Source organism: Primorskyibacter sp. S187A, from assembly GCF_049800955.1.
Taxonomy (GTDB): Bacteria; Pseudomonadota; Alphaproteobacteria; order Rhodobacterales; family Rhodobacteraceae; genus JAKVBH01.
The window spans coordinates 1,919,964-1,941,293 of record NZ_JBNAGA010000001.1 but is presented as its reverse complement, the minus strand read 5'-3'; the positions used below and the strand labels follow the sequence as shown (position 1 = coordinate 1,941,293).

Annotated in this window: 23 protein-coding genes and 1 riboswitch; of the genes, 13 read left to right on the top strand and 10 right to left on the bottom strand. The window is 59.3% G+C overall.

The features are described from left to right. The first annotated feature begins 41 nt into the window (after window positions 1-41). Both ACP15S_RS09680 and ACP15S_RS09675 read left to right on the top strand, forming a co-directional pair. Entirely contained in the window at window positions 42-914 is an 873-nt protein-coding gene (locus ACP15S_RS09680) for a lysophospholipid acyltransferase family protein (protein WP_425039362.1), read from the top strand. Window positions 915-932: 18 nt separating this feature from the next. Next, window positions 933-1,745, top strand: coding sequence for a glutamate racemase (locus ACP15S_RS09675; RefSeq protein ID WP_425039361.1), 813 nt, complete (start codon window positions 933-935; stop codon window positions 1,743-1,745). A gap of 164 nt (window positions 1,746-1,909) precedes the next feature. Here the strand turns inward: ACP15S_RS09675 and ACP15S_RS09670 are convergent, their stop codons facing one another. Beyond that, window positions 1,910-2,581: a hypothetical protein gene (locus tag ACP15S_RS09670; RefSeq protein ID WP_425039360.1), complete on the bottom strand. Its 672-nt coding sequence runs from the start codon at window positions 2,579-2,581 to the stop codon at window positions 1,910-1,912. Between the two features lie 123 nt (window positions 2,582-2,704). Here ACP15S_RS09670 and argC point away from each other — a divergent pair, with 123 nt between their 5' ends. The 5 genes from argC to ACP15S_RS09645 all read left to right on the top strand — a co-directional run bounded on the left by argC (window position 2,705) and on the right by ACP15S_RS09645 (window position 6,312). Beyond that, entirely contained in the window at window positions 2,705-3,733 is a 1,029-nt protein-coding gene (argC, locus tag ACP15S_RS09665) for an N-acetyl-gamma-glutamyl-phosphate reductase (protein ID WP_425039359.1), read from the top strand. A gap of 13 nt (window positions 3,734-3,746) precedes the next feature. Further along, entirely contained in the window at window positions 3,747-4,211 is a 465-nt protein-coding gene (gene ccmE / locus ACP15S_RS09660; protein WP_425039358.1) for a cytochrome c maturation protein CcmE, read from the top strand. Window positions 4,212-4,314: 103 nt separating this feature from the next. Continuing rightward, window positions 4,315-4,929, top strand: a complete 615-nt coding sequence (locus ACP15S_RS09655; RefSeq protein WP_425039357.1) for a holin-associated N-acetylmuramidase — start codon at window positions 4,315-4,317, stop codon at window positions 4,927-4,929. Next, window positions 4,920-5,459 carry a holin family protein gene (locus ACP15S_RS09650; RefSeq protein ID WP_425039356.1) on the top strand — a complete coding sequence of 180 codons (540 nt, stop codon included), beginning with the start codon at window positions 4,920-4,922 and terminating at the stop codon, window positions 5,457-5,459. Before ACP15S_RS09655 ends, ACP15S_RS09650 begins: the two co-directional genes overlap by 10 nt. A gap of 76 nt (window positions 5,460-5,535) precedes the next feature. Further along, the gene (locus tag ACP15S_RS09645) at window positions 5,536-6,312 is read left to right on the top strand and encodes an enoyl-CoA hydratase-related protein (protein ID WP_425039355.1); all 777 of its coding nucleotides are present in this window, start codon (window positions 5,536-5,538) and stop codon (window positions 6,310-6,312) included. A gap of 94 nt (window positions 6,313-6,406) precedes the next feature. Here the strand turns inward: ACP15S_RS09645 and ACP15S_RS09640 are convergent, their stop codons facing one another. The 4 genes from ACP15S_RS09640 to ACP15S_RS09625 form a co-directional block, all read right to left on the bottom strand. Next, window positions 6,407-7,489 carry a dihydropteroate synthase gene (locus ACP15S_RS09640; RefSeq protein WP_425039354.1) on the bottom strand — a complete coding sequence of 361 codons (1,083 nt, stop codon included), beginning with the start codon at window positions 7,487-7,489 and terminating at the stop codon, window positions 6,407-6,409. Between the two features lie 220 nt (window positions 7,490-7,709). Next, entirely contained in the window at window positions 7,710-8,387 is a 678-nt protein-coding gene (locus ACP15S_RS09635; protein ID WP_425039353.1) for an energy-coupling factor ABC transporter permease, read from the bottom strand. Between the two features lie 52 nt (window positions 8,388-8,439). Beyond that, window positions 8,440-8,583, bottom strand: a riboswitch (cobalamin riboswitch). Between the two features lie 249 nt (window positions 8,584-8,832). Beyond that, the gene (locus ACP15S_RS09630; RefSeq protein ID WP_425039352.1) at window positions 8,833-9,747 is read right to left on the bottom strand and encodes a methylenetetrahydrofolate reductase; all 915 of its coding nucleotides are present in this window, start codon (window positions 9,745-9,747) and stop codon (window positions 8,833-8,835) included. Between the two features lie 42 nt (window positions 9,748-9,789). Next, window positions 9,790-10,086, bottom strand: a complete 297-nt coding sequence (locus tag ACP15S_RS09625; protein WP_425039351.1) for a virulence factor — start codon at window positions 10,084-10,086, stop codon at window positions 9,790-9,792. Between the two features lie 243 nt (window positions 10,087-10,329). On the opposite strand from ACP15S_RS09625, the gene ACP15S_RS09620 reads away from it, so the two are divergent. From ACP15S_RS09620 to ACP15S_RS09605, 4 genes are all read left to right on the top strand, one after another. After that, on the top strand, window positions 10,330-10,986 hold the full coding sequence (locus ACP15S_RS09620; protein ID WP_425039350.1) for a sulfotransferase family 2 domain-containing protein: 657 nt from the start codon (window positions 10,330-10,332) through the stop codon (window positions 10,984-10,986). Window positions 10,987-11,048: 62 nt separating this feature from the next. After that, window positions 11,049-12,161, top strand: a complete 1,113-nt coding sequence (locus ACP15S_RS09615) for a Ppx/GppA phosphatase family protein (protein WP_425039349.1) — start codon at window positions 11,049-11,051, stop codon at window positions 12,159-12,161. Window positions 12,162-12,269: 108 nt separating this feature from the next. Next, window positions 12,270-12,986 (top strand): RlmE family RNA methyltransferase, encoded by a 717-nt coding sequence (locus tag ACP15S_RS09610; protein WP_425039348.1) that lies wholly within the window; start codon window positions 12,270-12,272, stop codon window positions 12,984-12,986. Between the two features lie 191 nt (window positions 12,987-13,177). Then, entirely contained in the window at window positions 13,178-14,371 is a 1,194-nt protein-coding gene (locus tag ACP15S_RS09605) for a T6SS phospholipase effector Tle1-like catalytic domain-containing protein (protein WP_425039347.1), read from the top strand. A 268-nt stretch (window positions 14,372-14,639) separates the two neighbouring features. Here the strand turns inward: ACP15S_RS09605 and ACP15S_RS09600 are convergent, their stop codons facing one another. Further along, the gene (locus ACP15S_RS09600; protein ID WP_425039346.1) at window positions 14,640-15,128 is read right to left on the bottom strand and encodes an RNA polymerase sigma factor; all 489 of its coding nucleotides are present in this window, start codon (window positions 15,126-15,128) and stop codon (window positions 14,640-14,642) included. Between the two features lie 232 nt (window positions 15,129-15,360). Between ACP15S_RS09600 and ACP15S_RS09595 the strand changes: the two genes are divergently transcribed. Continuing rightward, the gene (locus tag ACP15S_RS09595; RefSeq protein ID WP_425039345.1) at window positions 15,361-15,615 is read left to right on the top strand and encodes an EF-hand domain-containing protein; all 255 of its coding nucleotides are present in this window, start codon (window positions 15,361-15,363) and stop codon (window positions 15,613-15,615) included. 134 nt (window positions 15,616-15,749) lie between these two features. Here the strand turns inward: ACP15S_RS09595 and ACP15S_RS09590 are convergent, their stop codons facing one another. The 4 genes from ACP15S_RS09590 to ACP15S_RS09575 form a co-directional block, all read right to left on the bottom strand. Continuing rightward, window positions 15,750-16,364 carry a YitT family protein gene (locus tag ACP15S_RS09590; RefSeq protein ID WP_425039344.1) on the bottom strand — a complete coding sequence of 205 codons (615 nt, stop codon included), beginning with the start codon at window positions 16,362-16,364 and terminating at the stop codon, window positions 15,750-15,752. A 53-nt stretch (window positions 16,365-16,417) separates the two neighbouring features. Further along, the gene (locus ACP15S_RS09585; RefSeq protein ID WP_425039343.1) at window positions 16,418-17,092 is read right to left on the bottom strand and encodes a VPLPA-CTERM sorting domain-containing protein; all 675 of its coding nucleotides are present in this window, start codon (window positions 17,090-17,092) and stop codon (window positions 16,418-16,420) included. 107 nt (window positions 17,093-17,199) lie between these two features. Then, window positions 17,200-18,414 carry an NADP-dependent isocitrate dehydrogenase gene (locus ACP15S_RS09580; RefSeq protein WP_425039342.1) on the bottom strand — a complete coding sequence of 405 codons (1,215 nt, stop codon included), beginning with the start codon at window positions 18,412-18,414 and terminating at the stop codon, window positions 17,200-17,202. A gap of 171 nt (window positions 18,415-18,585) precedes the next feature. Next, the gene (locus ACP15S_RS09575) at window positions 18,586-19,956 is read right to left on the bottom strand and encodes a class II 3-deoxy-7-phosphoheptulonate synthase (RefSeq protein ID WP_425039341.1); all 1,371 of its coding nucleotides are present in this window, start codon (window positions 19,954-19,956) and stop codon (window positions 18,586-18,588) included. 170 nt (window positions 19,957-20,126) lie between these two features. On the opposite strand from ACP15S_RS09575, the gene ACP15S_RS09570 reads away from it, so the two are divergent. After that, window positions 20,127-21,122, top strand: coding sequence for a GlxA family transcriptional regulator (locus tag ACP15S_RS09570; RefSeq protein WP_425039340.1), 996 nt, complete (start codon window positions 20,127-20,129; stop codon window positions 21,120-21,122). Window positions 21,123-21,330 lie beyond the last annotated feature (208 nt).

The following is a 21,330-nucleotide window of genomic DNA, read 5'->3' as shown; positions in this document are numbered from 1 at the left end:
GGGTTAGAACGCCCGGAAATCTGATCAACTGAGGTTGTCTGATGCCAGGTAGGCACGTTGCTCGTGATATCAGCTATGCCTATTCCGCCCAGACCCGGGGCGGACGCGCGATGATCCGTCTGATGGAGAACGCGACGGGGCGATTGGGCCTGATCAAACGCGCTGAGGGGTATGAGACGGAAGTCGCCGCAGGGCGCGACTTCTGGCAAGTCATGGTCGAGCGCTACGGGCTTTCGTTGGACGTAATCGGGGGGCAGTTGGACAATCTGCCCAAGGACGGGCCACTGATCGTGATTGCCAATCATCCTTACGGCATTCTCGATGGGCTGATCATGGGGCATATCCTGTCGGTCGTGCGCGGGGACTTTCGCATACTCGCGAATTCCGTGTTTCGCCGTGCGGAGGAGTTGAACCGTGTTGTGCTGCCCGTGTCCTTCGATGAGACGCGCGAGGCGATGCAGCAAAACCTGGAGACCCGCAAAGAAGCGCTTCGGTATCTCGGGCAGGGCGGATGCATCGGCATTTTCCCTGGCGGGACTGTTGCAACGGCGGCCAAACTTTTCGGCCATCCGCTGGATCCCGGCTGGCGGTCCTTTACCGCTCGGATGATTGCCAAATCCGGGGCAAGTGTTGTGCCTCTCTACTTCGATGGTCATACCTCGCGTCTGTTCCAGCTGGCCTCCCATCTGCACGTCACCTTGCGCATGGGGCTTTTGATCAAGGAATTCAAAAAGCGCGTGGATACGCCGGTGCGCGTCGTCGTGGGCGAGCCAATTGACGATGCGGAAATTCAGGCTCGCGCAAAAGACGGTCGCGCGATGATGGATTTCCTGCGACGATCCACATACGATCTGTCGCCAGTGCCCTTGCCCCGTGACTACGGGTATGAATTTGAAGAGCGGCGGAAAACCTGACAACCCCGGAGGCGCATCGTGGCCATTGGAATATTTGACAGCGGTCTTGGCGGATTAACCGTGCTGGATGCTGTCTCAAAGCGTCTGCCTGACCAGCCACTGGTCTATTTCGCTGATAGCGCCCATGCGCCTTATGGCGTGCGTGATGCAGATGACATCCATACGCTGACCAAGCGCGCCGTCGAGCGGCTCTGGTCCGAGGGGTGCAATCTGGTCATCCTTGCGTGCAATACGGCTTCTGCGGCGGCGTTGCGGCGGATGCAGGAGGCGGGCGTGCCAGAGGGCAAGCGCGTGTTGGGGGTCTTTGTCCCTTTGATCGAAGCGCTCACTGAGCGGCAATGGGGGGACAATTCTCCGCCGCGCGAGGTCGCGGTGAAACACGTGGCGCTGTTTGCAACACCGGCGACGGTTGCCAGCCGAGCCTTTCAGCGGGAGCTGGCCTTTCGCGCGATTGGTGTTGATGTTGAGGCACAGGCCTGTGGCGGTGTTGTCGATGCGATTGAAGAGGGCGACATGATCCTTGCCGAAGCGCTGGTCCGCTCCCATGTGGATGCGCTGCACCGCAAGATGCCGGACCCCCATGCTGCGATACTGGGCTGCACGCATTATCCGATCATGGAAGAGATTTTTCAGGCGGCTTTGGGGGCGGACGTCAAAGTCTATTCGCAGGCTAATCTCGTGGCCGAAAGCCTCGCGGATTATCTGGAACGACGGCCGGACATGGTGGGGCCGGGCAAGACGAACCGCTTTTTGACAACAGGCGATCCAGAGCGCGTCGGCCGGGGGGCGACACGGTTCCTGCGCCGCGAAATTGTGTTTGAGCGCGCCTGAGCGTTGCCCGACACATGGTCTGCACCTTGAAAATCGGCTCTGGTTTTGCTATGTTTCTATCAGAGATAAGGAGAGTTACCAGTATGGCTAACGGACCACTTCCTCCCATCGTCCTGATCTGACGATAAACGCAACGTCGCCGACGCAGGCTCGTGCGCGCTTGTCTATTTTGTAATGTCTATCTGAATGCCGGCATCCTTGCGCACCTTCGCAAGGGTGGGTCTTGCGCGTTCATCGCGCTCCATGGCTTCCAGCATCTTATTGATTTCGTTGAGAACTTTTTTGCTTTGAGCGCGGATCTTCGCGACGGCGGTCTTTTTGCGCGCGGTGCTGAGAGCGGCGAAATCATCGGATGCCAGGTGTGCATAGGAGCGATGATATAGCGTCGATTCCTCAAGATAGCGATCACAGGCCACCATGAGGCCCACGCGCAGATGACGCCGGACTGTGCGATAGTCAGCCCATGTGGGGTCTTGTTGGCTGGGCGGGAAATAGACCCGGAAATCGGATGGTCCTTCGTCAATTTGGGCCGCAAGGTTGATTTGCGTGTCTTCCCGTTGAAATTCCGCAATGGAAATCCGGTCATAAGACGCGTCGAGAATAATATCTACGAGGACCTGTTGCGTATGCCTGTTTTCGGCGTCGCGTTCCTGCCGCGTGCGCTGCACTTTTTGATAAATGTCAAAGACGATTTTGCCCGCAAGGCCAAAGATGGCTGTGGCGATCGCAAAGAGCATGGCACGTGTCGCCAACGGACCCAACGAGATCACAACATCGGTGGACGAGGCCATATGTGTCACGGCATCGGAGCCGAGGAGAACGAAAATATGCGTCATCACGTTCGAGGCTACGAAAATGCGCCCCAGGCCACAAGCCCATGGCCTTGCACATTGGCCTTGAAATCGCATAGGTAGGCCTGGGCAAACTGCCATCAAAAGAGTGCATCGGAAGGCACTGACATGACACATAAAATCGCAATTCTGGGTGCATCGGGCTACACCGGTGCGGAACTTGTTCGGCTCATTGCAACGCATCCGAACCTGGAAATTGTGGCGCTTTCGGCTGAGCGAAAAGCAGGCCAGGAACTGGGCGCTGTCTTCCCACATTTGCGACACTTGGACATGCCAGCGCTTGTGAAAATTGACGAGATCGATTTTTCGGGCGTGGATTTGTGCTTTTGCGCCTTGCCGCACAAGACGTCTCAGGAGGTGATCAATCGCCTGCCCAAGACCTTGAAGATTGTCGACTTGTCTGCGGATTTCAGGCTGCGCGATCCAGAGGCCTATGCTCAATGGTATGGCAATCCGCATGCCGCCGTGGATATTCAGACGGAGGCGGTCTATGGGCTCACGGAGTTCTACCGTGACGAGATCGCCCGGGCGCGGCTCGTCGCGGGCACCGGGTGTAATGCTGCGACGGGTCAATTTCTTTTGCGTCCGTTGATTTCTGCGGATGCCATTGATCTGGACAATATCATTCTGGATCTGAAATGCGCGGTTTCCGGGGCGGGCAGGTCTTTGAAGGAAAACCTGCTGCATGCCGAATTGTCGGAGGGCTATCACGGCTATGCCGTGGGCGGGACGCACCGCCATTTGGGTGAGTTCGATCAGGAGTTTTCGAAACTGGCCGGCCGCGACGTCCGCATTCAATTCACGCCGCATCTGCTTCCCGCCAATCGCGGGATTCTGGCGACGTGCTATGTTTCGGGCGACGCGCGGACCATTTACGAAGTGATGACAAAAGCCTACGCGGACGAACCATTCGTCGAAGTCTTACCATTTGGTGAAACCCCCAGCACGCATCATGTGCGCGGGTCCAACTTCGTGCATATTGGCATCGTGGCGGATCGTATCCCCGGAAAGGTGATCCTTATTGCCGCACTCGACAATTTGACGAAGGGCTCCTCTGGACAGGCGCTGCAAAACGCCAATCTAATGCTGGGAGAGGACGAGACGTCTGGCTTGATGCTTGCGCCGCTCTTCCCATGAGAAAGGCTCTGACATGAAGAACCTGAAAAAACAAAGACGGATCCAGGTCATCGCCGTGGCGACGGTGGCGCTCATCGCAGCCACCGGGATTATTGGCTACGCCATGCGCGACGGGATCAACTTTTTCCGCTCGCCAACGGAAGTTATCGCTGAGCCACCTGCGGCCACGGAGACGTTCCGGATTGGTGGATTGGTCGAAGAAGGCTCGTTGGAGCTTGGCGCGAGCAACAACGTCACCTTCAATGTGACCGATGGCAATGGCGTGGTCGCTGTGACCTATACCGGAATTCTGCCCGATCTCTTTGGCGAAGGAGAAGGCATGGTGGGCACCGGCAAGTACATCGATGGGGTGTTCCAGGCGACGGAGATCCTGGCGCGCCACGATGAGACATATATGCCGCGAGAGGTCGTCGATGCGCTCAAGGAACAAGGCCACTGGGATCCGGCCTCTGCCGCGGAAGAGGATGCGGGTTACTAGTCTCTTAGCGATGCGCCCGCGACCAGCGCGCGGTTGTCAGCATATAACTTAACGGCTCTGCGAGACCCTGCCTGTGTCCAAGACACGAGGCAAGAGGTTCACCATGAGCAGACATGTGAGACAACTCGCAGAAGACATCATCGCGCGCGAAGGCGGCTATGTAAACGATCCCGATGATCCCGGCGGCGCGACCAATTTTGGCGTTACCATCCACACCATGCGCCGTCTCGGGCTTGATCTGGATGGCGATGGCAAGATCACGCCGGAAGATGTGAAGCGCTTGAACCGCGATCAGGCGGTCGATATTTTTCTGCGTCACTACTACACCAAGCCCGGCATTGCGCTCTTGCCTGACGTCGTGCAGGCCAGCGTGTTCGACATGTATGTCAACGCCGGGAGCAATGCCGTTCGCATCTTGCAGCGGATGCTGCGAGATATGGGCTTTGATATCGTGGTAGATGGTGTCATCGGGCCGCAAACGGCGGGCGCGGCCCATGAGGCCGCAGAGCGCGCGCCGGAGGCCTTTGCCGACGCCTATGGCATCGCCCGGCGCAATTACTACTTCCGCATCGCGGATCGCAGGCCTGCCTCCCGCAAATACGCGCGTACGCGCGCCGGGGGCAAAGGCGGCTGGATCAAACGTGCGGAAGAATTCATCTCACCCCGCCATCACCTCAGCACACAGGACTTTCAAAAGCGGGTGGCGTCATGGGGCTGATCGAGCGCATTCTTGGCGCTGTCTTTGGCGGTGGTCGCAACACGATTGTCGAGACCGTTGAGGTTTTTCGGGAGAATGCAGAGAAAAGCGCCTCTCGCGCCAATTCGATGCATGGCGCAACGCTTGAGCAATTCGCAGGAGAGTTTCGCCTGCAACGCCGGGGATGGTTTGATCGCCTGATGGACGCGATCAATCGCGTGCCACGTCCTGCTTTGGCTTTGGGGACGCTTGGTCTCTTCATTGCTGCGATGGTCGATCCGGTCTGGTTTGCCGCGCGCATGCAGGGCATTGCGCTTGTCCCAGAACCGCTCTGGTGGCTGTTGGGCGCTATCGTGAGCTTCTATTTTGGTGCGAGGCACCAAAGCAAAGGGCAGCAGTTTCAACGTGAACTTGCCGAAACCATCGCCCGCGTGCCCGGCGTTGTCCACAACCTCAAATCCCTCGAGGCGCTTGAAGAGGGTGAGGCCGATATGGAAGCGGGTCCCAAGGAAGACAATCCAGCCCTCAATGAGTGGCGCCGCGCTTCGTGACGCAAGGTTTTGACTGGCCCTTGGCAATGCTTTGGGCCAGTCTCGCGCGCAACCCTCGAACGAGCCGGAGCGCGCCATGGACTATCAGACCATCACCCTCGACATCACCGATGACATTGCTGTTTTGACGCTGTCACGGCCTGATGTCATGAATGCCCTCAATACACAGATGCGCGCTGAAATTCTGCACGCGGTCAAAGATGCAAGCGGCAAGGCCCGTGTTCTTGCGCTGACGGGCGCAGGCCGCGCGTTTTGCTCAGGCCAGGATCTGGGGGATCGCGCCAATGCAGCCAATCTCGATCTCGAACGGACGTTGCGCGATGAATATGTCCCGATGTTGCGGGCAATCTTTGATGCGCCGATCCCCACGATCTGCGCGGTGAATGGCGCAGCGGCCGGGGCAGGGGCCAACCTCGCCCTTGCCGCAGATGTTGTCATTGCCACAGAAAGCGCTTTTTTCCTTCAGGCGTTTACACGGATTGGCTTGATCCCGGATGCTGGCGGCACCTATTGGCTGCCTCGCCAGATGGGGGCGGCCAAGGCGATGGGGGCGGCTCTCTTCGCGGACAAGATTTCGGCCAAACAGGCGGACGAGTGGGGCATGATCTACGAACACGTCGCAGATGATCAGTTTGAGGCCCACTGGCGCGCGCGGGCCGCGCATTTGGCAAAGGGGCCAACGCAGGCCTATGCCCATGTCAAGGAGGCTATTCGCGGCTCCTTTGACAATAGTCTCGACGAACAGCTTGCGCTGGAGGCAAAGTTGCAGGGCAAATGCGGGAAAACCTTTGATTTCCGCGAAGGCGTCGTGGCTTTCCTGGAAAAACGGCCTGCAAATTACGAAGGTCGTTAGGCCCTCTCGCGTATCTGTGTGGCCTGTGGCGGTGTGGGGATGGTGCCCCACACTTTTCTCGATCAGCGCTGCTCCAAAGCAGCGATTGGTTTGATCAGGACCGACGTCGCCGTCCGCCGGTGCGTCCCGCGCGGCCACGGCCTTCCTGCCCTGCTTTTGGCGGCTGCTTGTTGAAATGAATCCAGGCTGCGCCGCCGTCGTCATTGTTGGTCAGGAAGTTTGCCGCGCGAATGGCCTCCATTTCCTTACCAGGTTTTGGCTGGGTCGACCCCAAACCAAAGAGCGTGACGAAGGTTTCATCGTCCATGCCTTCGGGAAGGATAATGCCAGCCGCGGCAATCTCGGCCTTTTTCTCTTCAATCCGCTTGGGGCCAACCGGCAAGGCAACCGGGTTCATAATCGCGGATGTCATTCCGGCGGTCATGGCCATGGGCAGGAAGGCATTGTTGATACCGTGGCGGTTGGGCAGGCCAAAGGAAATGTTGGAGGCGCCACAGGTCGTGTTCACGCCCAGCTCTTCGCGCAGGCGCCGAACAAGAGTGAACACCTGTAGACCAGCCGTTCCCATGGCCCCGATGGGCATGACCAGCGGATCGACCACAATGTCATGGGCGGGAATGCCAAAGTCTGCCGCGCGCTCCACGATCTTTTTGGCCACGGCAAAACGCACGTCCGGGTCCTCCGAGATGCCCGTGTCATCATTGGAGATCGCGACCACCGGTACGTTGTATTTCGCAACCAGCGGCAAGACCATCTCGAGGCGTTCTTCTTCCCCGGTCACGGAGTTGAGCAAGGGACGCCCCTCTGCGGCGGCAAGGCCGTTTTCCAGCGCTCCGGGCACAGAGCTGTCGATGCACAGCGGGCAATCTGTCACCTCCTGCACTTTTGCGATCAGCTCTTTCATGAGCGTCGGCTCGACGAAGTTGTTGTCAGCGTAGCGCGGATCTTCGGCCATTTTGTTTGAGAAAACCGCGCCGGAATTGATATCGAGCACATTGGCTCCGGCGGCTACCTGCGCCACGGCATCGGCCTGCACGCGCGAAAAATCACCGCGCTCAAGCTCTTCATTCAGCACTTTGCGCCCGGTCGGGTTGATGCGTTCACCAATGACGCAAAAGGGCTCGTCAAAGCCGATGATGGCGGTTTTTGTTTTCGACTCGATAACGGTGCGGGTCATGTGCATTCTCTTCGTGGTGGGCCCTGTCGGAGCCGTGGGATATCTGCTTTGGCGCGACCCTAGAGGCGGGATGCCAACGGGTCTGCGCGCAAACGACATAACCGGAGACGCGGGCGACTTACACGATCAAACCCTGCATGATGATTGTGAGGCGGGTTGGGCAAATGAAAACGGCCACCCAAAGCATGGGTGGCCGCCGCTGATCTGCTGTGGGTTCGCCTCAGGCAGGGTTATGCAACCGTTGGATGAATACGCCACGCTCGGTGAGGCTGCGCAGGCCCTTCGCCCCGGCCAGCACCGCAAGATCGGCCAGAGGCTCGATTGCGATGACGAGCAGATAGGCCGCGTCAAAGCTCATGACCGCCGAGAGGTTGTCGGCGCCGACGCCCTGGCCATAGATCGCCCAGAATGCGACCCATGCCACCACGCCGCCTTGACAGACCGCCGACACCTTGAGCACATCGACATAGCGCAGATCCACATAGGCCGTGGTACGGGGCACGAACCGGCGCGCCAGCGCATCCACCGCGAAGAGCGGGAAGAGCAGGGTCGTGACATTCACGAAATACATCGGCACATCCGAGGGCGCAAAGAACAGGCCTTGAACTGCCAGCCCCCCAGCCAGCCCGACCGCCGCCGGGCCCGCGCCCATGAGCAGAAACAGGGTTGTGCCAAGGATGATGTGCACCTCCGAGACGCCCACCGCGAAATGCGGGAAGACCTCGAAGAAAACAAAGACCCCAACCATCGAAATGACACTGCGCAGGCAGAAGGAGGCAATGGAATGGGCCTTAAGGTCGTCCTTGATGAGTTTGAGAGAATAGCCGGCGGCTGCCGCGGCGGTCCCATAGGCGAGGACCATTTTCGCGCCGTCGACGACGCCTGGTTCGATATGCATGTATTGTCCCTTCGCGTCCACCCGACGCAACTTAAGTGGCCGGTTTTCGCCCGGCGGTTTCATGGAGGCGGCTGGTATCCTGACTTGCTGACGATGGCACAGGGCCATGTCAGCTTACAGTTGCGGGGGCAGTCCAAGATTCGCACTCGGTTCCCAATTGGAGCGTTTTGAACCAACCTCGTTTTGGTTCCTCATCTGACTGCGTTGAAATCGTGGATTTCAGGCAGCGTCAGGTGAGACAAGTCAGTCAAATACCGCTTCAAGACCTCCTCTCGAAGGCCACCACCTGCGACAGGATGCGATTTGCGATACCTGACGCAAGGGTGAATGCCGGGCACGAAGACGTGCTTGGGATTTTGTCGCAGGCGCCAAGGCGTCGCGCGCGGCGCGTCAGCGCCACGTGAGTGTCCCGCAGGTGTCTTGCCCGTGCTCGCTTACGGTGCGTTCACTGAGCAGCGGGAGCGCCGCCGCCATTCTCGGTGGCCCATGTGGCGTTGCTCTTGATCCCACCCAGCGGGAAGAAATGCACCTGTTCGATGTTGAAGTCAGGGTTCGCGGCTTTGTGAGCCGCGAGCGCGCTGAGCACGTCGGTGGGCTCGTACGGGACGAGCAGCTTGCTCACATCCATGGCGCGTTTCTGAAGGACCTTGAGCGAGGGCCCGACGCCGCAGGCGATGGCGAATTTGATCAGGGTTTGCAATTTGGCAGGCCCTGCGATGCCAATGTGGATCGGCAGGTCGATGCCCGCGGCCTTCAGGCCATTGGCCCATGCGATGATGGGGCCTGCGTCAAAGGCAAATTGCGTGGCCAGTGCCATTTTGGCTTCCGTGGTCTCGGAGAAGCGCTGTTTCCAGCGGAGCGCCTCGTCCACATTGGTCATGGAGCCGTCGGGGTCGATGTCGCGGTTGCCTTCGGGGTGGCCTGCCACATGGAGTCGCTCGAAATCACCAAAGAGGCCCGTCTCCATGAGTTGCATCGCGCTATGGAATTCCCCATGGGGTTTGGCCACACCGCCCGCAAGCAAGAGCGCCTGACGTACATCCGCTTCGCCCTGATAGCGCGCGATCCAATCGGCCAGCGTGGCCTTGTCGCGGATGATGCGGGCGGGGAAGTGGGGCATGACATCAAAGCCCTCGGCCTTCACGCGCGCGGCCGTGGCAACCATTTCCTCGATCGGCGTGCCTTCGATATGGGCGATATAGACACGTGTGCCCGGCGCGAGGTGCTCACGCAGATCGTCGATCTTGGCGGCTGTCCGCGGCATGACCTCGATGGAATAGCCCTGCAGGAAGGCCGCGAGATCGGCATTGTCCGCGCCTGCGGGACGGGCCTCTTTGCGTTTGAAGTTCAACAATGCCATTGCGGCCTCCCAAAAATCGATCGGGCCCTTGCCCATGTTCTGTTACGCCCAACCGTCGTTGGCGATGAGTTGCTTGATGCGCGCAGCATCATATTCCGCGTCGAGCCGGGCCGCTTCGGATGCGGCCACCTCATTGGCATCGCCCTCGACCGCATAGGGCGCAGCCTTGCGCCATTCAGCGAGATAGGCGTCTGCGTCCTTGGCATTGACCTTCATGGCCGCCCGATCAATGGCTTGCTCGAAGCGCTCCGGCAATTGCACCTTCGCGCCACGCCGTCCCTTGCCGACGATCACCTGTGCGGGAATATCGCGCCAATAAACAACCGTTACATCCGCCATCGGGGATCCTCTCGTCACTCTTGTGTTTCACTACGCATTCCTGACGACCGGGCGCTGCTGTTTTTCGACACGATCAGGCACATCCGCGACGTGCGGTACAGATAGTGCGCAACTCTCCTCTCCGCGACCCTTTGTCAGGCTCATAATCTTCAAGCCGAAGATGAAATTCATTTGGGTGCGCGCGCGTTGACGGGAAGGGGCGCTGGCGGCTAAATCACCCCGGAGCAGTTTAGGAGCATGGTCGTGGCAATCGCCGTTCCGGCCCACAAGATCGCCTATATGGCTTTGCCCAAGGCTGGGTGTTCGACGGTCAAGCGTATGCTGGCGTTGATTGACCCGGATGTGGATTTGCCGCCGCGCGAGACATGGACGGCGGATACCTGGCATGCGATCTATCCAACCGCGCGGTTTCGGCCGCATCGTTGGGACGGGTTTCAAGATTATTGGCGGTTCGCCGTGGTGCGAGATCCTGTCAAACGATTGCTGTCTGTCTATACCAACCGCGTGGTGCAACTGGGCGATCTGCACAACAGCCGCCGCCTGCGCCGCCCGGAGTTTTCGCATCTAAGCCGCGATCCCGACCCGGATTTTTTCTTTTTGCATCTGGATGCCTATTACGAGGCGTCGTCCGTCATAAAACACCATGTGCTGCCCTGCGAGCTTTTTATTGGCCCCAAGCCTTTCCGATATGATCGTGTCTTCAAGACAGAGCAGATCGGCGAATTGGCGGAAGAGCTCGGCCGCAGATCGGGAAAGAGCGTTGATATATCCCGCGAAAACAGCTCGGAAATGCGTCTTGACCTCGATGATTTGCAGCCCCGGACCATAGACGCGATCCGTCCGCTGCTGGAGCGCGAGTATGCCCATCTGGATGCCTATTACGCCAATCCCCTCACGTGAGCCTTGCACGCAGGTGCGCGCAGACATATCCTTGAGCTAACACGACATCGGAGGGCGTTAATATGGCGCCCAAGCGCTCGAAAGGTGCGGGCGCATTCCCTCAGGTGGTAGAGAGCCCCGCGCCGCAGCCACCCGATCCGGCAGAGCTATATGCTGCGTTGGATCTGGGCACAAATTCGTGCCGCATGCTGATTGCCCAACCCAAGGGCAGTCAATTCCATGTGGTCGACAGTTTTTCTAAATCCGTCCAGCTGGGGCAGGGTTTGGAGAAATCCGGACGGCTGAGCCGCGCCTCCATCGGGCGCACGGTTCAGGCGATGCGTGTCTGTGCGCAAAAGCTCAAGCGCCACAAAGTGAAACGGATGCGTCTCGTGGCGACCGAGGCCTGCAGGCGCGCGCGCAACGGGCGCAATCTGGTGAGCTTTGTCAAACGCGAAACAGGGCTGAAGCTTGATATTATCGCGCCGGAAGAAGAGGCGCGCTTTGCGGTTATTTCCTGTGCTCCGCTTGTGTCGACGAAAACCGAACAATTGCTGGTCGTGGATATTGGCGGCGGCTCAACGGAGCTTGTCTGGCTTGATCTCTCCGGTGTACCGTCTGTCGAACGGCCGGCGTCGATCATGCGCCTGCATGCGGGTTTTCATCCCCCCGATAGCCCGTTTCCCGCAGCCAAGGTCGTGGACTGGATTTCCGTGCCGCTGGGCGTGGCGACTTTGCGCGATCAGTTCAATGATGTGGAAAACGATGCGGCGCGCTATGCGCTCATGTCGTGGTTTTTCGAGGAGCAGCTGGAGGCATTTCAGCCCTACAGGGATGCGCAGCCGCGTGAAGGGTTTCAGATCGTGGGCACGTCCGGGACGGTGACCACGGTGGCGGCGTCGCATCTGGGGCTCAAGCGGTATGATCGCACGAAAGTGGATGGGTTGCGGATGACCTCGGATCAGATTGACCGGGTGATCACCTCTTATCTGGATATGGGGCCGGCGGGGCGCAGGCGCGATCCGCGGATCGGTCAGGACCGGCAGGCCTTGATCATGTCAGGCGCGGCAATCCTGCAAGCGCTGTTGCGGTGTTGGCCGACGGACCGGCTCTCGGTTGCGGATCGGGGTTTGCGCGAAGGTTTGCTTTATGCGCAGATGTCGGCGGACGGGGTTCTGGAGGGCGGGCCTTATTGATCCGGGTTGCGTCGCGCCTGCGGCGCACCGCCGGGGTTTGGGGGACGCTGTCCCCCCTTGGCCTGACGGCCAATTCCCCCCTGAGGTATTTGGAGACGAAAGAAGCAGATGGCCAAGAAACCTGACGGCAAGAATACATCCGGGCGCGGGCAGCGGGATCTCAAGGTCAAGGTCAAGACCGCGCGGGGACGCAAGCTCTCATCGACGCGCTGGCTGCAGCGGCAGTTGAATGATCCTTACGTCAAACGCGCGCAGGCTGAGGGCTATCGCGGGCGGGCGGCGTTCAAAATCATGGAAATTGATGACAAGTATCGCTTCCTTGTGCCGGGGGCGCGGGTTGTGGATCTGGGCTGTGCGCCGGGGGGGTGGCTGCAGGTGGCTGTGCCGCGGATCAATGCATTGGGGGAGAAGTCCGGCAAGGCTGTTGGGCGGATCATTGGCGTTGATTTGCAGGAGGTTGAGCCGCTGGCGGGGGCGCAGGTCTATCAGCTTGATTTCATGGAAGACGGGGCCGATGCGCAGGTCAAGGCGTGGTTGGGCAGCGCGGCAGATGTTGTGATGTCGGACATGGCGGCATCGTCATCGGGGCACAAGCAGACGGACCATTTGCGGATCATGGCCTTGTGTGAGACGGCCGCCTATTTTTCCTTCGACGTTCTCGCCCCGGGGGGCACGTTCGTGGCCAAGGTTTTGGCCGGTGGGGCCGAGGGGGAATTACAAAAGGTCCTCAAGCAGAACTTTGCGAAAGTCGCTCATTTCAAACCGCCGGCATCGCGCTCGGATTCTTCCGAGAAATTTGTCGTGGCCAGCGGGTTTCGTGGCTAAAGCCCTTCAACGCAAGCCCGATACATCGAGCATCACGAAAATCACGAGAAAGCAGGTGCCTGGCAGTGTTTCCGTGACCCAGGTTTTTCGCGAAGCGCTATAGAGCCATGGAAGGCAGTCTTTTTTGATTCAGCTTTTTGGCGCCTTGGGATAAAATCCAAAGCTGTATTATAGCTTTGAAGAGATTATCCATGGTTGCATTGCACGCCTCGGAGGCCCCAGCCAAGACCATTGTCCTTTTGCTGGATGGCACCTCGAACCAGATCACGAAACGCAGAAGCCATATGTTGCGCCTGTATGGCTCACTGGAGAAGACCGAGACGCAGCTGGTCTATTACGACCCCGGTGTCGGTACGTTTGGGGCGGATAACGCTGTCTTTGGGTTTTGGCGCAAGATTATCGAGGTTGTGGGGCTCGCCACGGGATGGGGATTGGCGCATAACGTCAAGGAGGCGTACCGCTTCTTGCTGCAGCATTACAACGAGGGCGACAAGGTTGTGCTGTGCGGCTTTTCGCGGGGTGCTTACACGGCGCGGGTTCTGGCGGGGTTTTGTCATTCCGTGGGCATGATCGAGCCGCGTAACCTCAACCTGCTGAATTATGCGTTTCGCGCGTACAAGGGCATCAACGAAGATGATTTTGACACAGGCCAGAAAACCGGCGCCAACCCCTTTGCGGAGTTGAACCTTGTCAACCGGGTGTTGGATGCGCCGCGCATCAAGATCGACTCGCTTTTGCTGTTTGATACCGTCTCCTCGATGATTGAATGGGGACGTTTTGGGCCGCGTTTGCGCTCCTATGCGTTTTCCAGCCGGAACCCGTCTGTGCGCGCTGTGCGCCATGCTTTGGCGATTGATGAGCGCCGGTGGCTTTTTCGACCGACGCTGTGGGACCCCGGGCCCTATTGGGGCGGAAGCTATACACCTGTGGCGATGCCCGAACCTCAGGATGTGGAGCAGGTTTGGTTTTCCGGCGTGCACAGTGATGTCGGCGGCGGGGTGCCTGAGGACGCATCGGCTTTGGGAAAAGTGGCCCTGATGTGGATGATTGAAGAGGCGGCGCGTCTTGGAGTGGCGTTTGAGGGCGAGACGGTCCAGAACATTGTCGAGGGGCAGGGCAACGCGAAATACGTGGCGCCTGATCCTGTGGCCAAACCGCAAGACAGCATGACACCTTTCTGGTTTCTGGCTGAGTTTTGGCCCTTGCTGCGCAAAAAGAACGGATGGGGCGCGAACCGGGCTGGCCTCTTTGGGCGGTATGCACCGTGTGGGGAGCGACGTGTTATCCCAGCTGGGTCAAAAATTCACGGCTCCGTTTTCGAACGCAGGGGCACCGCGCGGGACTACGACCAGCCGAATATCCCTGAAGACCATGAGATCGTGTGACGCCGGAGTCTGCGTGCGAGACGCATGTCCGGTGGCTCGACACCCAGTGAGTGATGGGTCCGGTCAAGGATGGTTTGTGCCTCCGCGGGGCTGAGCCCTTCTGCGCCTGCATCGCAGGCCAGTTTATGCTGTCGGTTGTCTTGCTGGATCAACTCGAACAGGCGGCTATGACGAGGGGCCGCGGAGATGTGCAGAGGTTCTCTGTGGTGGCGCATGCCAGTTCTTCTAGCGGACAAATGGGGCACAAATGGTTAATTGCTGCGGTGTTTCAGAGAAACGGATCACCGGGCTTCAAACCCAATTCTTCCCGCAACCGGGCGCGTCCGCGCGCGAGGCGTGACATGATCGTGCCTTCGGGCAAGCCCAGTTCACGCGCCAGACGCTGAGGGCTCTGATCTCCAGCGGCGACGCGGCGCAAGAGGTCAGCCTGCGCTTTTGGCAGACGGTGGAGCGCGGATTGCACTTCGGTGAGCGCCATATGCCATTGTGCGTCAGGGACAGAGAGCTCGGGCGCGCAGGTTTCATCATCAAAGCGCAACGCGTCGCGCCGATACTTGCTGCATCGTCGCCGGAGCGATGTCTTGAGATAGGCCACGGGATTGTCGATCTGGCGTCCTGTCTTTACCTGACGCAGCACATCGAGAAGGCAGGCCTGTGCGGCATCTTCTGCGGCCTCCCGAGGGAGACCGAGGTAGCGGGCAAGCCCCACCAATTCACTGCGTCTGGACGCGAGAGCGTCTGTGTCGAGATCATCCATGCGGGCCATTTGCGCGTTTCATGGCGTCAGAAAAACCCCGGGGGTTCTTGCCGATTGGGTGCGAGGGGGCTTTTTGCGCGAGGCTCTGCCCATCGCGCGGGTGTGCTTCGGCGGGCTGTTGCACGCCGCCCCTGAGGCGCGGACGCAACCCCGGTTTTGCGCCTCTAGTCTCATGAAGGCACCGCGATGGTGTCTTCACGTAACAGCTGAGCTACCAAAAGGAGCTACACTCATGACACCCAAACTGATCACTGCTTTCGCCCTGACATGTGTCACAGCCGCGCCACTTCTGGCGATGAGCGACGGGATGGCGGCGCTGGATGCCAATGGCGATGGCATGCTCTCGCTTGAAGAGATGCAGGTGGGGTATCCCGAAGTCACGGGCGATGCGTTTCTGACCATGGATGCCAATGCCGATGGCATGCTCGATACAGATGAGGTCACCGCGGCGGAGACAGCTGGTCTGCTTCCTGCGAAGGAGGGCTGATCCCCAGGCCTGATGCGCTTCAAGGGAGGCCCGCTTGTGGGTCCGATGACGCGCCAAAGGGTCCTGCTTTGCGGGAAGGAGGGGCGGCCCGGTGGGTCGCCCTTTTTCATTGGGCGTTCAGCCCAGCTGCGGCGTTACCGACCGATGTAGCGGTCTTTGCGATGGTTCACGGCAATGATCAGATTGACGATGACCGCGCCCGCGAGGGAGTAGATCACCAGATCCGGCGCGAGCAGAACAAAAGCGGCGGCAAAAAGCGCTGCATCAAAGGCCAGTTGAACCCACCCAGCCTGAATGCCAAATCGGTCCTGCAGCCAGAGGCCAAGGATCCCGATCCCGCCAAGCGAGGCGCCATGGCGGAACAGAACGATGAGCCCCATGCCAATCACCGCGCCGGCCATGATCGCGCCGGGCAGCGCGCTCAATTGCTCAAAGACGAAATGATGGGGCAGCCATTCCGACAGGGCGGAGACCATGCTCACGGCAATGAAGGTCTTGAGTGTGAACATCGCCCCCATTTGCAGCCAGCCCAGAATATAGAAGGGCAGGTTCACCACAAAAAACACCAGCCCGAAGCTCGCACCCGTTGCATAGCTGAGCAGAACGGCCAACCCGGCGGTCTGGCCCGTGACAAGCCCAAGATGGGTCAGCATTGTCACGCCAAAGGCGCAGAGCGCAGTGCCCAGCGAGAACGCCATGGCGTCTTCGTGGGACTGGTGCGTCAGGCGGCTTTGAGGTTCGTTTTCCATGTCCCTGACCTACGCGGTCAGGGATGCGGGTCAAGAGGTGAAAGGGGCCGGGGTCAGCTGTGTTTGCGCCGGGCCATCAGAGCCAGACCACCCAGGCCGGCCAACAGCAGCGGCAGCCCCGCAGGCAAAGGGATTGGCGCCAGCGTCACATCAAGCGAGGTGATCGTGAAGCCGATGTTGCGCGGGTTTTGTTCATGCACAAATGACAGCGACGAGAACGGGCCGCCGCTGTAGGTAAAGACACCCGTGCCGCGGCGCACCGTCGTGCTAATGACATCGGTGACGTCATCCAGCGACGTTGTGGTCCCGGTGTAATTGGCCGATGTCAGATCAATCAATGTGCCGTCGACCCGGAAATCGGAGATCGTCTCGGACGGGCCAAACAGATTGGTCAGATAATCGAGGCTGAAGGTGATCTCTGTCACGGCTTTGTCAAACCCGAGGGTATAAGTGCCGCTGGCGGGCGCGGTCGTATTGCTGGTTGTGAAAGGACCCTGCCGGACGGCGCCGATATAAAGCCCTTGCTCGCCCAGAACATCATAGGTGCGGATCACGCCGCCGTCGGTCGCCGTCGCTGTCAAAAGCAGCTCCGGTTTTGCCACCGTGACATCCGTGAAACCAATGGTTTCAGTGCCTTCCGAGAGCTCAATGCCGGTGTAGCTGACGCTGGTGGCTTGTGCTGTCGTGGCGATCAAAAGAAGGGCTGCTGCTGTTCCGATCAATCTCATGACCAATTCCAATCTCTAAAAGTGTAGATCCAAAAGCGCGCCTGTCGGGCGCGTTGCGACGGTAGCGCGTGGATATTGGCTTGGCAATGACCCAGCATTTCTGCGCTCTAGCCTGACAGCGCGCGCTGGAGGTTTTCATCGATCTTTTCGAGAAAGCCCATGGTCGTCAGCCACCCCTGTTCCGGGCCTACCAGAAGCGCGAGGTCCTTGGTCATGTGGCCACTCTCGACCGTGTCGATGATGACGCGTTCGAGCGTTTCGGCGAACTCCATGAGCCTGGCATTGTCATCCAGCTTGGCGCGATGCTTGAGCCCGCCGGTCCAGGCATAGATCGAGGCGATGGAGTTGGTCGATGTGGCTTCGCCCGCCTGATGCTGGCGGTAGTGCCGGGTGACGGTGCCATGGGCCGCTTCGGCCTCCACGATCTTGCCATCAGGCGTCATGAGCTGGCTCGTCATGAGGCCCAGCGAGCCGAAACCTTGCGCGACCGTGTCGGATTGCACATCGCCATCGTAGTTCTTCGTGGCCCAGACAAAGCCGCCGTTCCACTTCATGACGCAGGCCACCATGTCGTCGATCAACCTGTGCTGGTACTCGAGGCCTTTCTCTTCAAAGGCGGCGCGAAACTCCGCGTCATAGATCTCCTGAAAGATTTCCATGAAGCGGCCATCGTATTGCTTGAGAATGGTATTCTTGGTGGAGAGATAGACCGGCCAGCCGATATTGAGCCCGTAATTGAACGAGGCGCGTGCGAAATCGCGGATGGAGGCGTCGAGGTTATACATCGCCATGAAGACGCCCGCGTCAGGCGCGTCAAAGACCTCGCGTTCGATCACCTCGCCATCGGCGCCTTCGAACTTCATGGTGAGCTTGCCGGGGCCGGGGAACTTGATATCGGTCGCCTTGTATTGATCGCCAAAAGCGTGACGCCCGATCACGATGGGGCGGGTCCAACCTGGCACGAGGCGGGGGACATTTTTGCAGATGATCGGCGCGCGGAAGACCACGCCGCCCAGGATGTTGCGGATTGTCCCATTGGGGCTGCGCCACATCTCCTTTAGGCCAAATTCCTCGACACGCGCCTCATCGGGAGTGATCGTGGCGCATTTGACGGCGACGCCGATTTCCTTGGTCTTTTCAGCAGCATCAATCGTGATCTGATCGTTCGTCTCATCGCGGGATTCGATGCCCAGATCGTAGTAGAGCAGATCGATATCGAGATAGGGCGTGATGAGCTTGTCTTTGATAAAGGCCCACATGATGCGGGTCATCTCATCGCCATCCATCTCGACGATCGGGTTCTCCACCTTGATTTTGGTCATCTCTCACGGTCCCTCTTGTTGGCTGCAACAGAGGTAGCGGATTGCGCGCAGGCGGGAAAGGGGAGCGGAGCCGCAGTTACATCACATTCGAAGCACTCTCGCGCCGGGGGGCTCGGACGAAAAAACGCGCCTCCCGGGGAAGGCGCGTTTGAGGGTGCGTGTCAGCGATGCTTAGCTTGCAGCAGCGCTGGCCACTTTGGCGCGGCGGGCCGTGAGCTCTTCGGCCACAAGGAACGCCAGTTCCAGCGATTGCGATGCGTTCAGACGGGGATCACAGGCCGTATGGTAGCGGTCCGAGAGGTCCTCATCTGTCACTTCGCGCACGCCTCCCGTGCATTCCGTCACATCCTGACCGGTCATCTCGAAATGCACTCCACCGGGAACAGAGCCTTCCGCACCATGGACCGCAAAGAACTCACGGACTTCGCGCAGGACGGACTCGAAGGGCCGTGTCTTGTATCCCGTCGCCGATTTGATCGTATTGCCATGCATCGGATCACAGACCCAGGTGACGTTGAAGCCTTCCTCATTCACCGCGCGGATGAGCTGGGGCAGGTGATCGCCCACTTTGCCAGCTCCGAAGCGGTTGATCAGCGTGATGCGGCCTTCTTCGTTCTCGGGGTTCAGCGTGGCGATCAGGGATTTGAGATCATCCGTCGTGATTGACGGGCCGGTCTTGATGCCAATCGGATTCTGAACGCCTTTGAGGAAGGTCACGTGCGCACCATCAGGCTGCCGTGTCCTGTCGCCGATCCAGACGAAGTGACCGGAGCCTGCGAGCCATTTGCCAGTGGTGGAATCGACCCGTGTCAGCGCCTCTTCATATTCCAAGAGCAGGGCTTCATGGCTTGTGTAGAAATCCACCGATTGCAGGGCATGGGTGTTGTCCGCATCGAGACCGGCTGCGTTCATGAAATCGAGCGCGTCTGAAATGCGCGTGGCCACATCGCGATAGCGCGCGGCCTTCTCGCCTTCTGTGAACCCGAGGGTCCAGCTGTGCACCTGATTGACGTCGGCGTAGCCACCTGTCGAAAAGGCGCGGAGCAGGTTCAGGGTTGCGGCGGCTTGTGTGTAGGCTTGCAGCATCTTGGCGGGATCGGGGATCCGTGCCTTGGACGTGAAATCCAGCTCATTGATGATGTCGCCGCGGTAGGAGGGCAGTTCGACGCCATCCTTGACCTCTGTGGGCGCGGAGCGTGGCTTCGCGAACTGACCGGCCATCCGGCCCACTTTGATTACGGGGACCTTTGCGCCAAAGGTCAGCACGACGGCCATTTGCAGCATGACCTTGAAAGTGTCGCGGATCGAATCTGCCGAGAACTGATCAAAGGCCTCCGCGCAATCGCCGCCTTGCAGCAAAAACGCCTCGCCGCGGCCGGCAGCCGCCAGCTCGGATTTCAGCCTGCGCGCCTCACCGGCAAAGACCAGCGGAGGATACTTCGACAGCTGCGCCTCGACTTTGTTCAGCGCGTCCATGTCGGGATAATCCGGCATCTGGACCCGCGGTTTGTTCCGCCAATCCGATGTCTGCCAATCGCTCATCTCATTTCTCCGGTGTTAGCGATAAAGGTTGTGCATGGGGTTATACAAAAGCGCTAGCGCAGTGACCAGAAGCGTTTTGCCCCTCTTGACGAGTCCTGTGTGCTCAGGCCAACTGCGAGCTGTGGCCACCCGGACCAGAAGGTGGCGCTCATAACAGACGGATCGCCCTCATGAGCAAACCCCCGCAAGCTGGACGCCTGGACGGTCAGACCCGCAGGTTTGTTTTCGTCTTGTTGGAAAACTTCTCCTTGCTGAGTTTCGCGGCGGCTCTGGATTGTTTGCGGATTGCCAACCGGATGCACGAGGGTGTGGTTTATGATTGGCTCTTGCTGGGCGAAGGCGGCGAAACGGTGCATTGCTCGGCAGGCACGGAGTTTTCGTTGCAGGGCGATCTGAGTGAGATGCGCCGCGACGACACGATCCTGATCTGCGGTGGCATTGACGTGCAGGCTGCCACGACCAAACGCGTCTTGAGTTGGCTGCGGCGCGAGGCCCGCAAAGGACTTGCAGTGGGGGGGCTGTGCACGGCCGCGTTCACGCTCGCCAAGGCAGGCCTGCTCGATGGCAAACGGGCCACGATCCACTGGGAAAACCAGGATAGCTTTGCCGAGGAATTCGACGAGGTTGAATTGACGAAATCGGTTTTCGTCATTGATGGCAATCGCATGACTACGGCGGGTGGCACTTCATCGATTGACCTGATGCTCAAGATCATTGCCGAAGACCACGGCGAAGATCTGGCCAATGCTGTTGCGGATCAGATGATTTACTCGTCCATCCGCACTGATCAGGACACCCAGCGCCTCAGTGTGCCGACAAGGATCGGTGTGCGCCATCCCAAGCTCGCGCGGGTCATCCAGATGATGGAGGCCAATATCGAGGAGCCCATCTCGCCCTCGCTTCTGGCCAAGGACGTAGGCATGTCGACGCGCCAGCTTGAGCGGCTGTTCCGGCGCTATCTTAACCGCAGCCCGAAGCGCTATTACATGGAATTGCGTCTGCAAAAGGCGCGCAACCTGCTGATGCAGACAGATATGAGCGTCATCAACGTGGCTCTGGCCTGCGGCTTTGCTTCGCCGTCGCATTTCTCGAAGTGCTATCGCGCGCATTATGACACGACGCCTTACCGCGAACGAGGGGCACAGGCGGCGCGTTTGTCGGTTTAAACCCGCTGTTAAGAGCCGGGCATTTATGCACGATGCATGCAAAGCGTAGATGCGATCAGGGTTAATCTGCTGGACCAGAGCTTGATGCGGCTCAGGACGTGCAAATGCGCCACCCTCACACACGACGCTTTGCTCCATTGTGGGTGGGGAGGGCGCTTGGTGTGACCCTGCACTCGCTGGAGCCAAAGACTGCACAACACGCACAGAA

Bases quoted from the DNA above. Each gene is read 5' to 3' on its own strand.
- ACP15S_RS09680 (WP_425039362.1), top strand. From the start codon at position 42: ATGCCAGGTAGGCACGTTGCTCGTGATATCAGCTATGCCTATTCCGCC.
- ACP15S_RS09670 (WP_425039360.1), bottom strand. From the start codon at position 2,581: ATGACGCATATTTTCGTTCTCCTCGGCTCCGATGCCGTGACACATATG.
- argC (WP_425039359.1), top strand. From the start codon at position 2,705: ATGACACATAAAATCGCAATTCTGGGTGCATCGGGCTACACCGGTGCG.
- ccmE (WP_425039358.1), top strand. From the start codon at position 3,747: ATGAAGAACCTGAAAAAACAAAGACGGATCCAGGTCATCGCCGTGGCG.
- ACP15S_RS09655 (WP_425039357.1), top strand. From the start codon at position 4,315: ATGAGCAGACATGTGAGACAACTCGCAGAAGACATCATCGCGCGCGAA.
- ACP15S_RS09650 (WP_425039356.1), top strand. From the start codon at position 4,920: ATGGGGCTGATCGAGCGCATTCTTGGCGCTGTCTTTGGCGGTGGTCGC.
- ACP15S_RS09645 (WP_425039355.1), top strand. From the start codon at position 5,536: ATGGACTATCAGACCATCACCCTCGACATCACCGATGACATTGCTGTT.
- ACP15S_RS09640 (WP_425039354.1), bottom strand. From the start codon at position 7,489: ATGACCCGCACCGTTATCGAGTCGAAAACAAAAACCGCCATCATCGGC.
- ACP15S_RS09635 (WP_425039353.1), bottom strand. From the start codon at position 8,387: ATGCATATCGAACCAGGCGTCGTCGACGGCGCGAAAATGGTCCTCGCC.
- ACP15S_RS09630 (WP_425039352.1), bottom strand. From the start codon at position 9,747: ATGGCATTGTTGAACTTCAAACGCAAAGAGGCCCGTCCCGCAGGCGCG.
- ACP15S_RS09625 (WP_425039351.1), bottom strand. From the start codon at position 10,086: ATGGCGGATGTAACGGTTGTTTATTGGCGCGATATTCCCGCACAGGTG.
- ACP15S_RS09615 (WP_425039349.1), top strand. From the start codon at position 11,049: ATGGCGCCCAAGCGCTCGAAAGGTGCGGGCGCATTCCCTCAGGTGGTA.
- ACP15S_RS09610 (WP_425039348.1), top strand. From the start codon at position 12,270: ATGGCCAAGAAACCTGACGGCAAGAATACATCCGGGCGCGGGCAGCGG.
- ACP15S_RS09605 (WP_425039347.1), top strand. From the start codon at position 13,178: ATGGTTGCATTGCACGCCTCGGAGGCCCCAGCCAAGACCATTGTCCTT.
- ACP15S_RS09600 (WP_425039346.1), bottom strand. From the start codon at position 15,128: ATGGATGATCTCGACACAGACGCTCTCGCGTCCAGACGCAGTGAATTG.
- ACP15S_RS09595 (WP_425039345.1), top strand. From the start codon at position 15,361: ATGACACCCAAACTGATCACTGCTTTCGCCCTGACATGTGTCACAGCC.
- ACP15S_RS09590 (WP_425039344.1), bottom strand. From the start codon at position 16,364: ATGGAAAACGAACCTCAAAGCCGCCTGACGCACCAGTCCCACGAAGAC.
- ACP15S_RS09585 (WP_425039343.1), bottom strand. From the start codon at position 17,092: ATGAGATTGATCGGAACAGCAGCAGCCCTTCTTTTGATCGCCACGACA.
- ACP15S_RS09580 (WP_425039342.1), bottom strand. From the start codon at position 18,414: ATGACCAAAATCAAGGTGGAGAACCCGATCGTCGAGATGGATGGCGAT.
- ACP15S_RS09575 (WP_425039341.1), bottom strand. From the start codon at position 19,956: ATGAGCGATTGGCAGACATCGGATTGGCGGAACAAACCGCGGGTCCAG.
- ACP15S_RS09570 (WP_425039340.1), top strand. From the start codon at position 20,127: ATGAGCAAACCCCCGCAAGCTGGACGCCTGGACGGTCAGACCCGCAGG.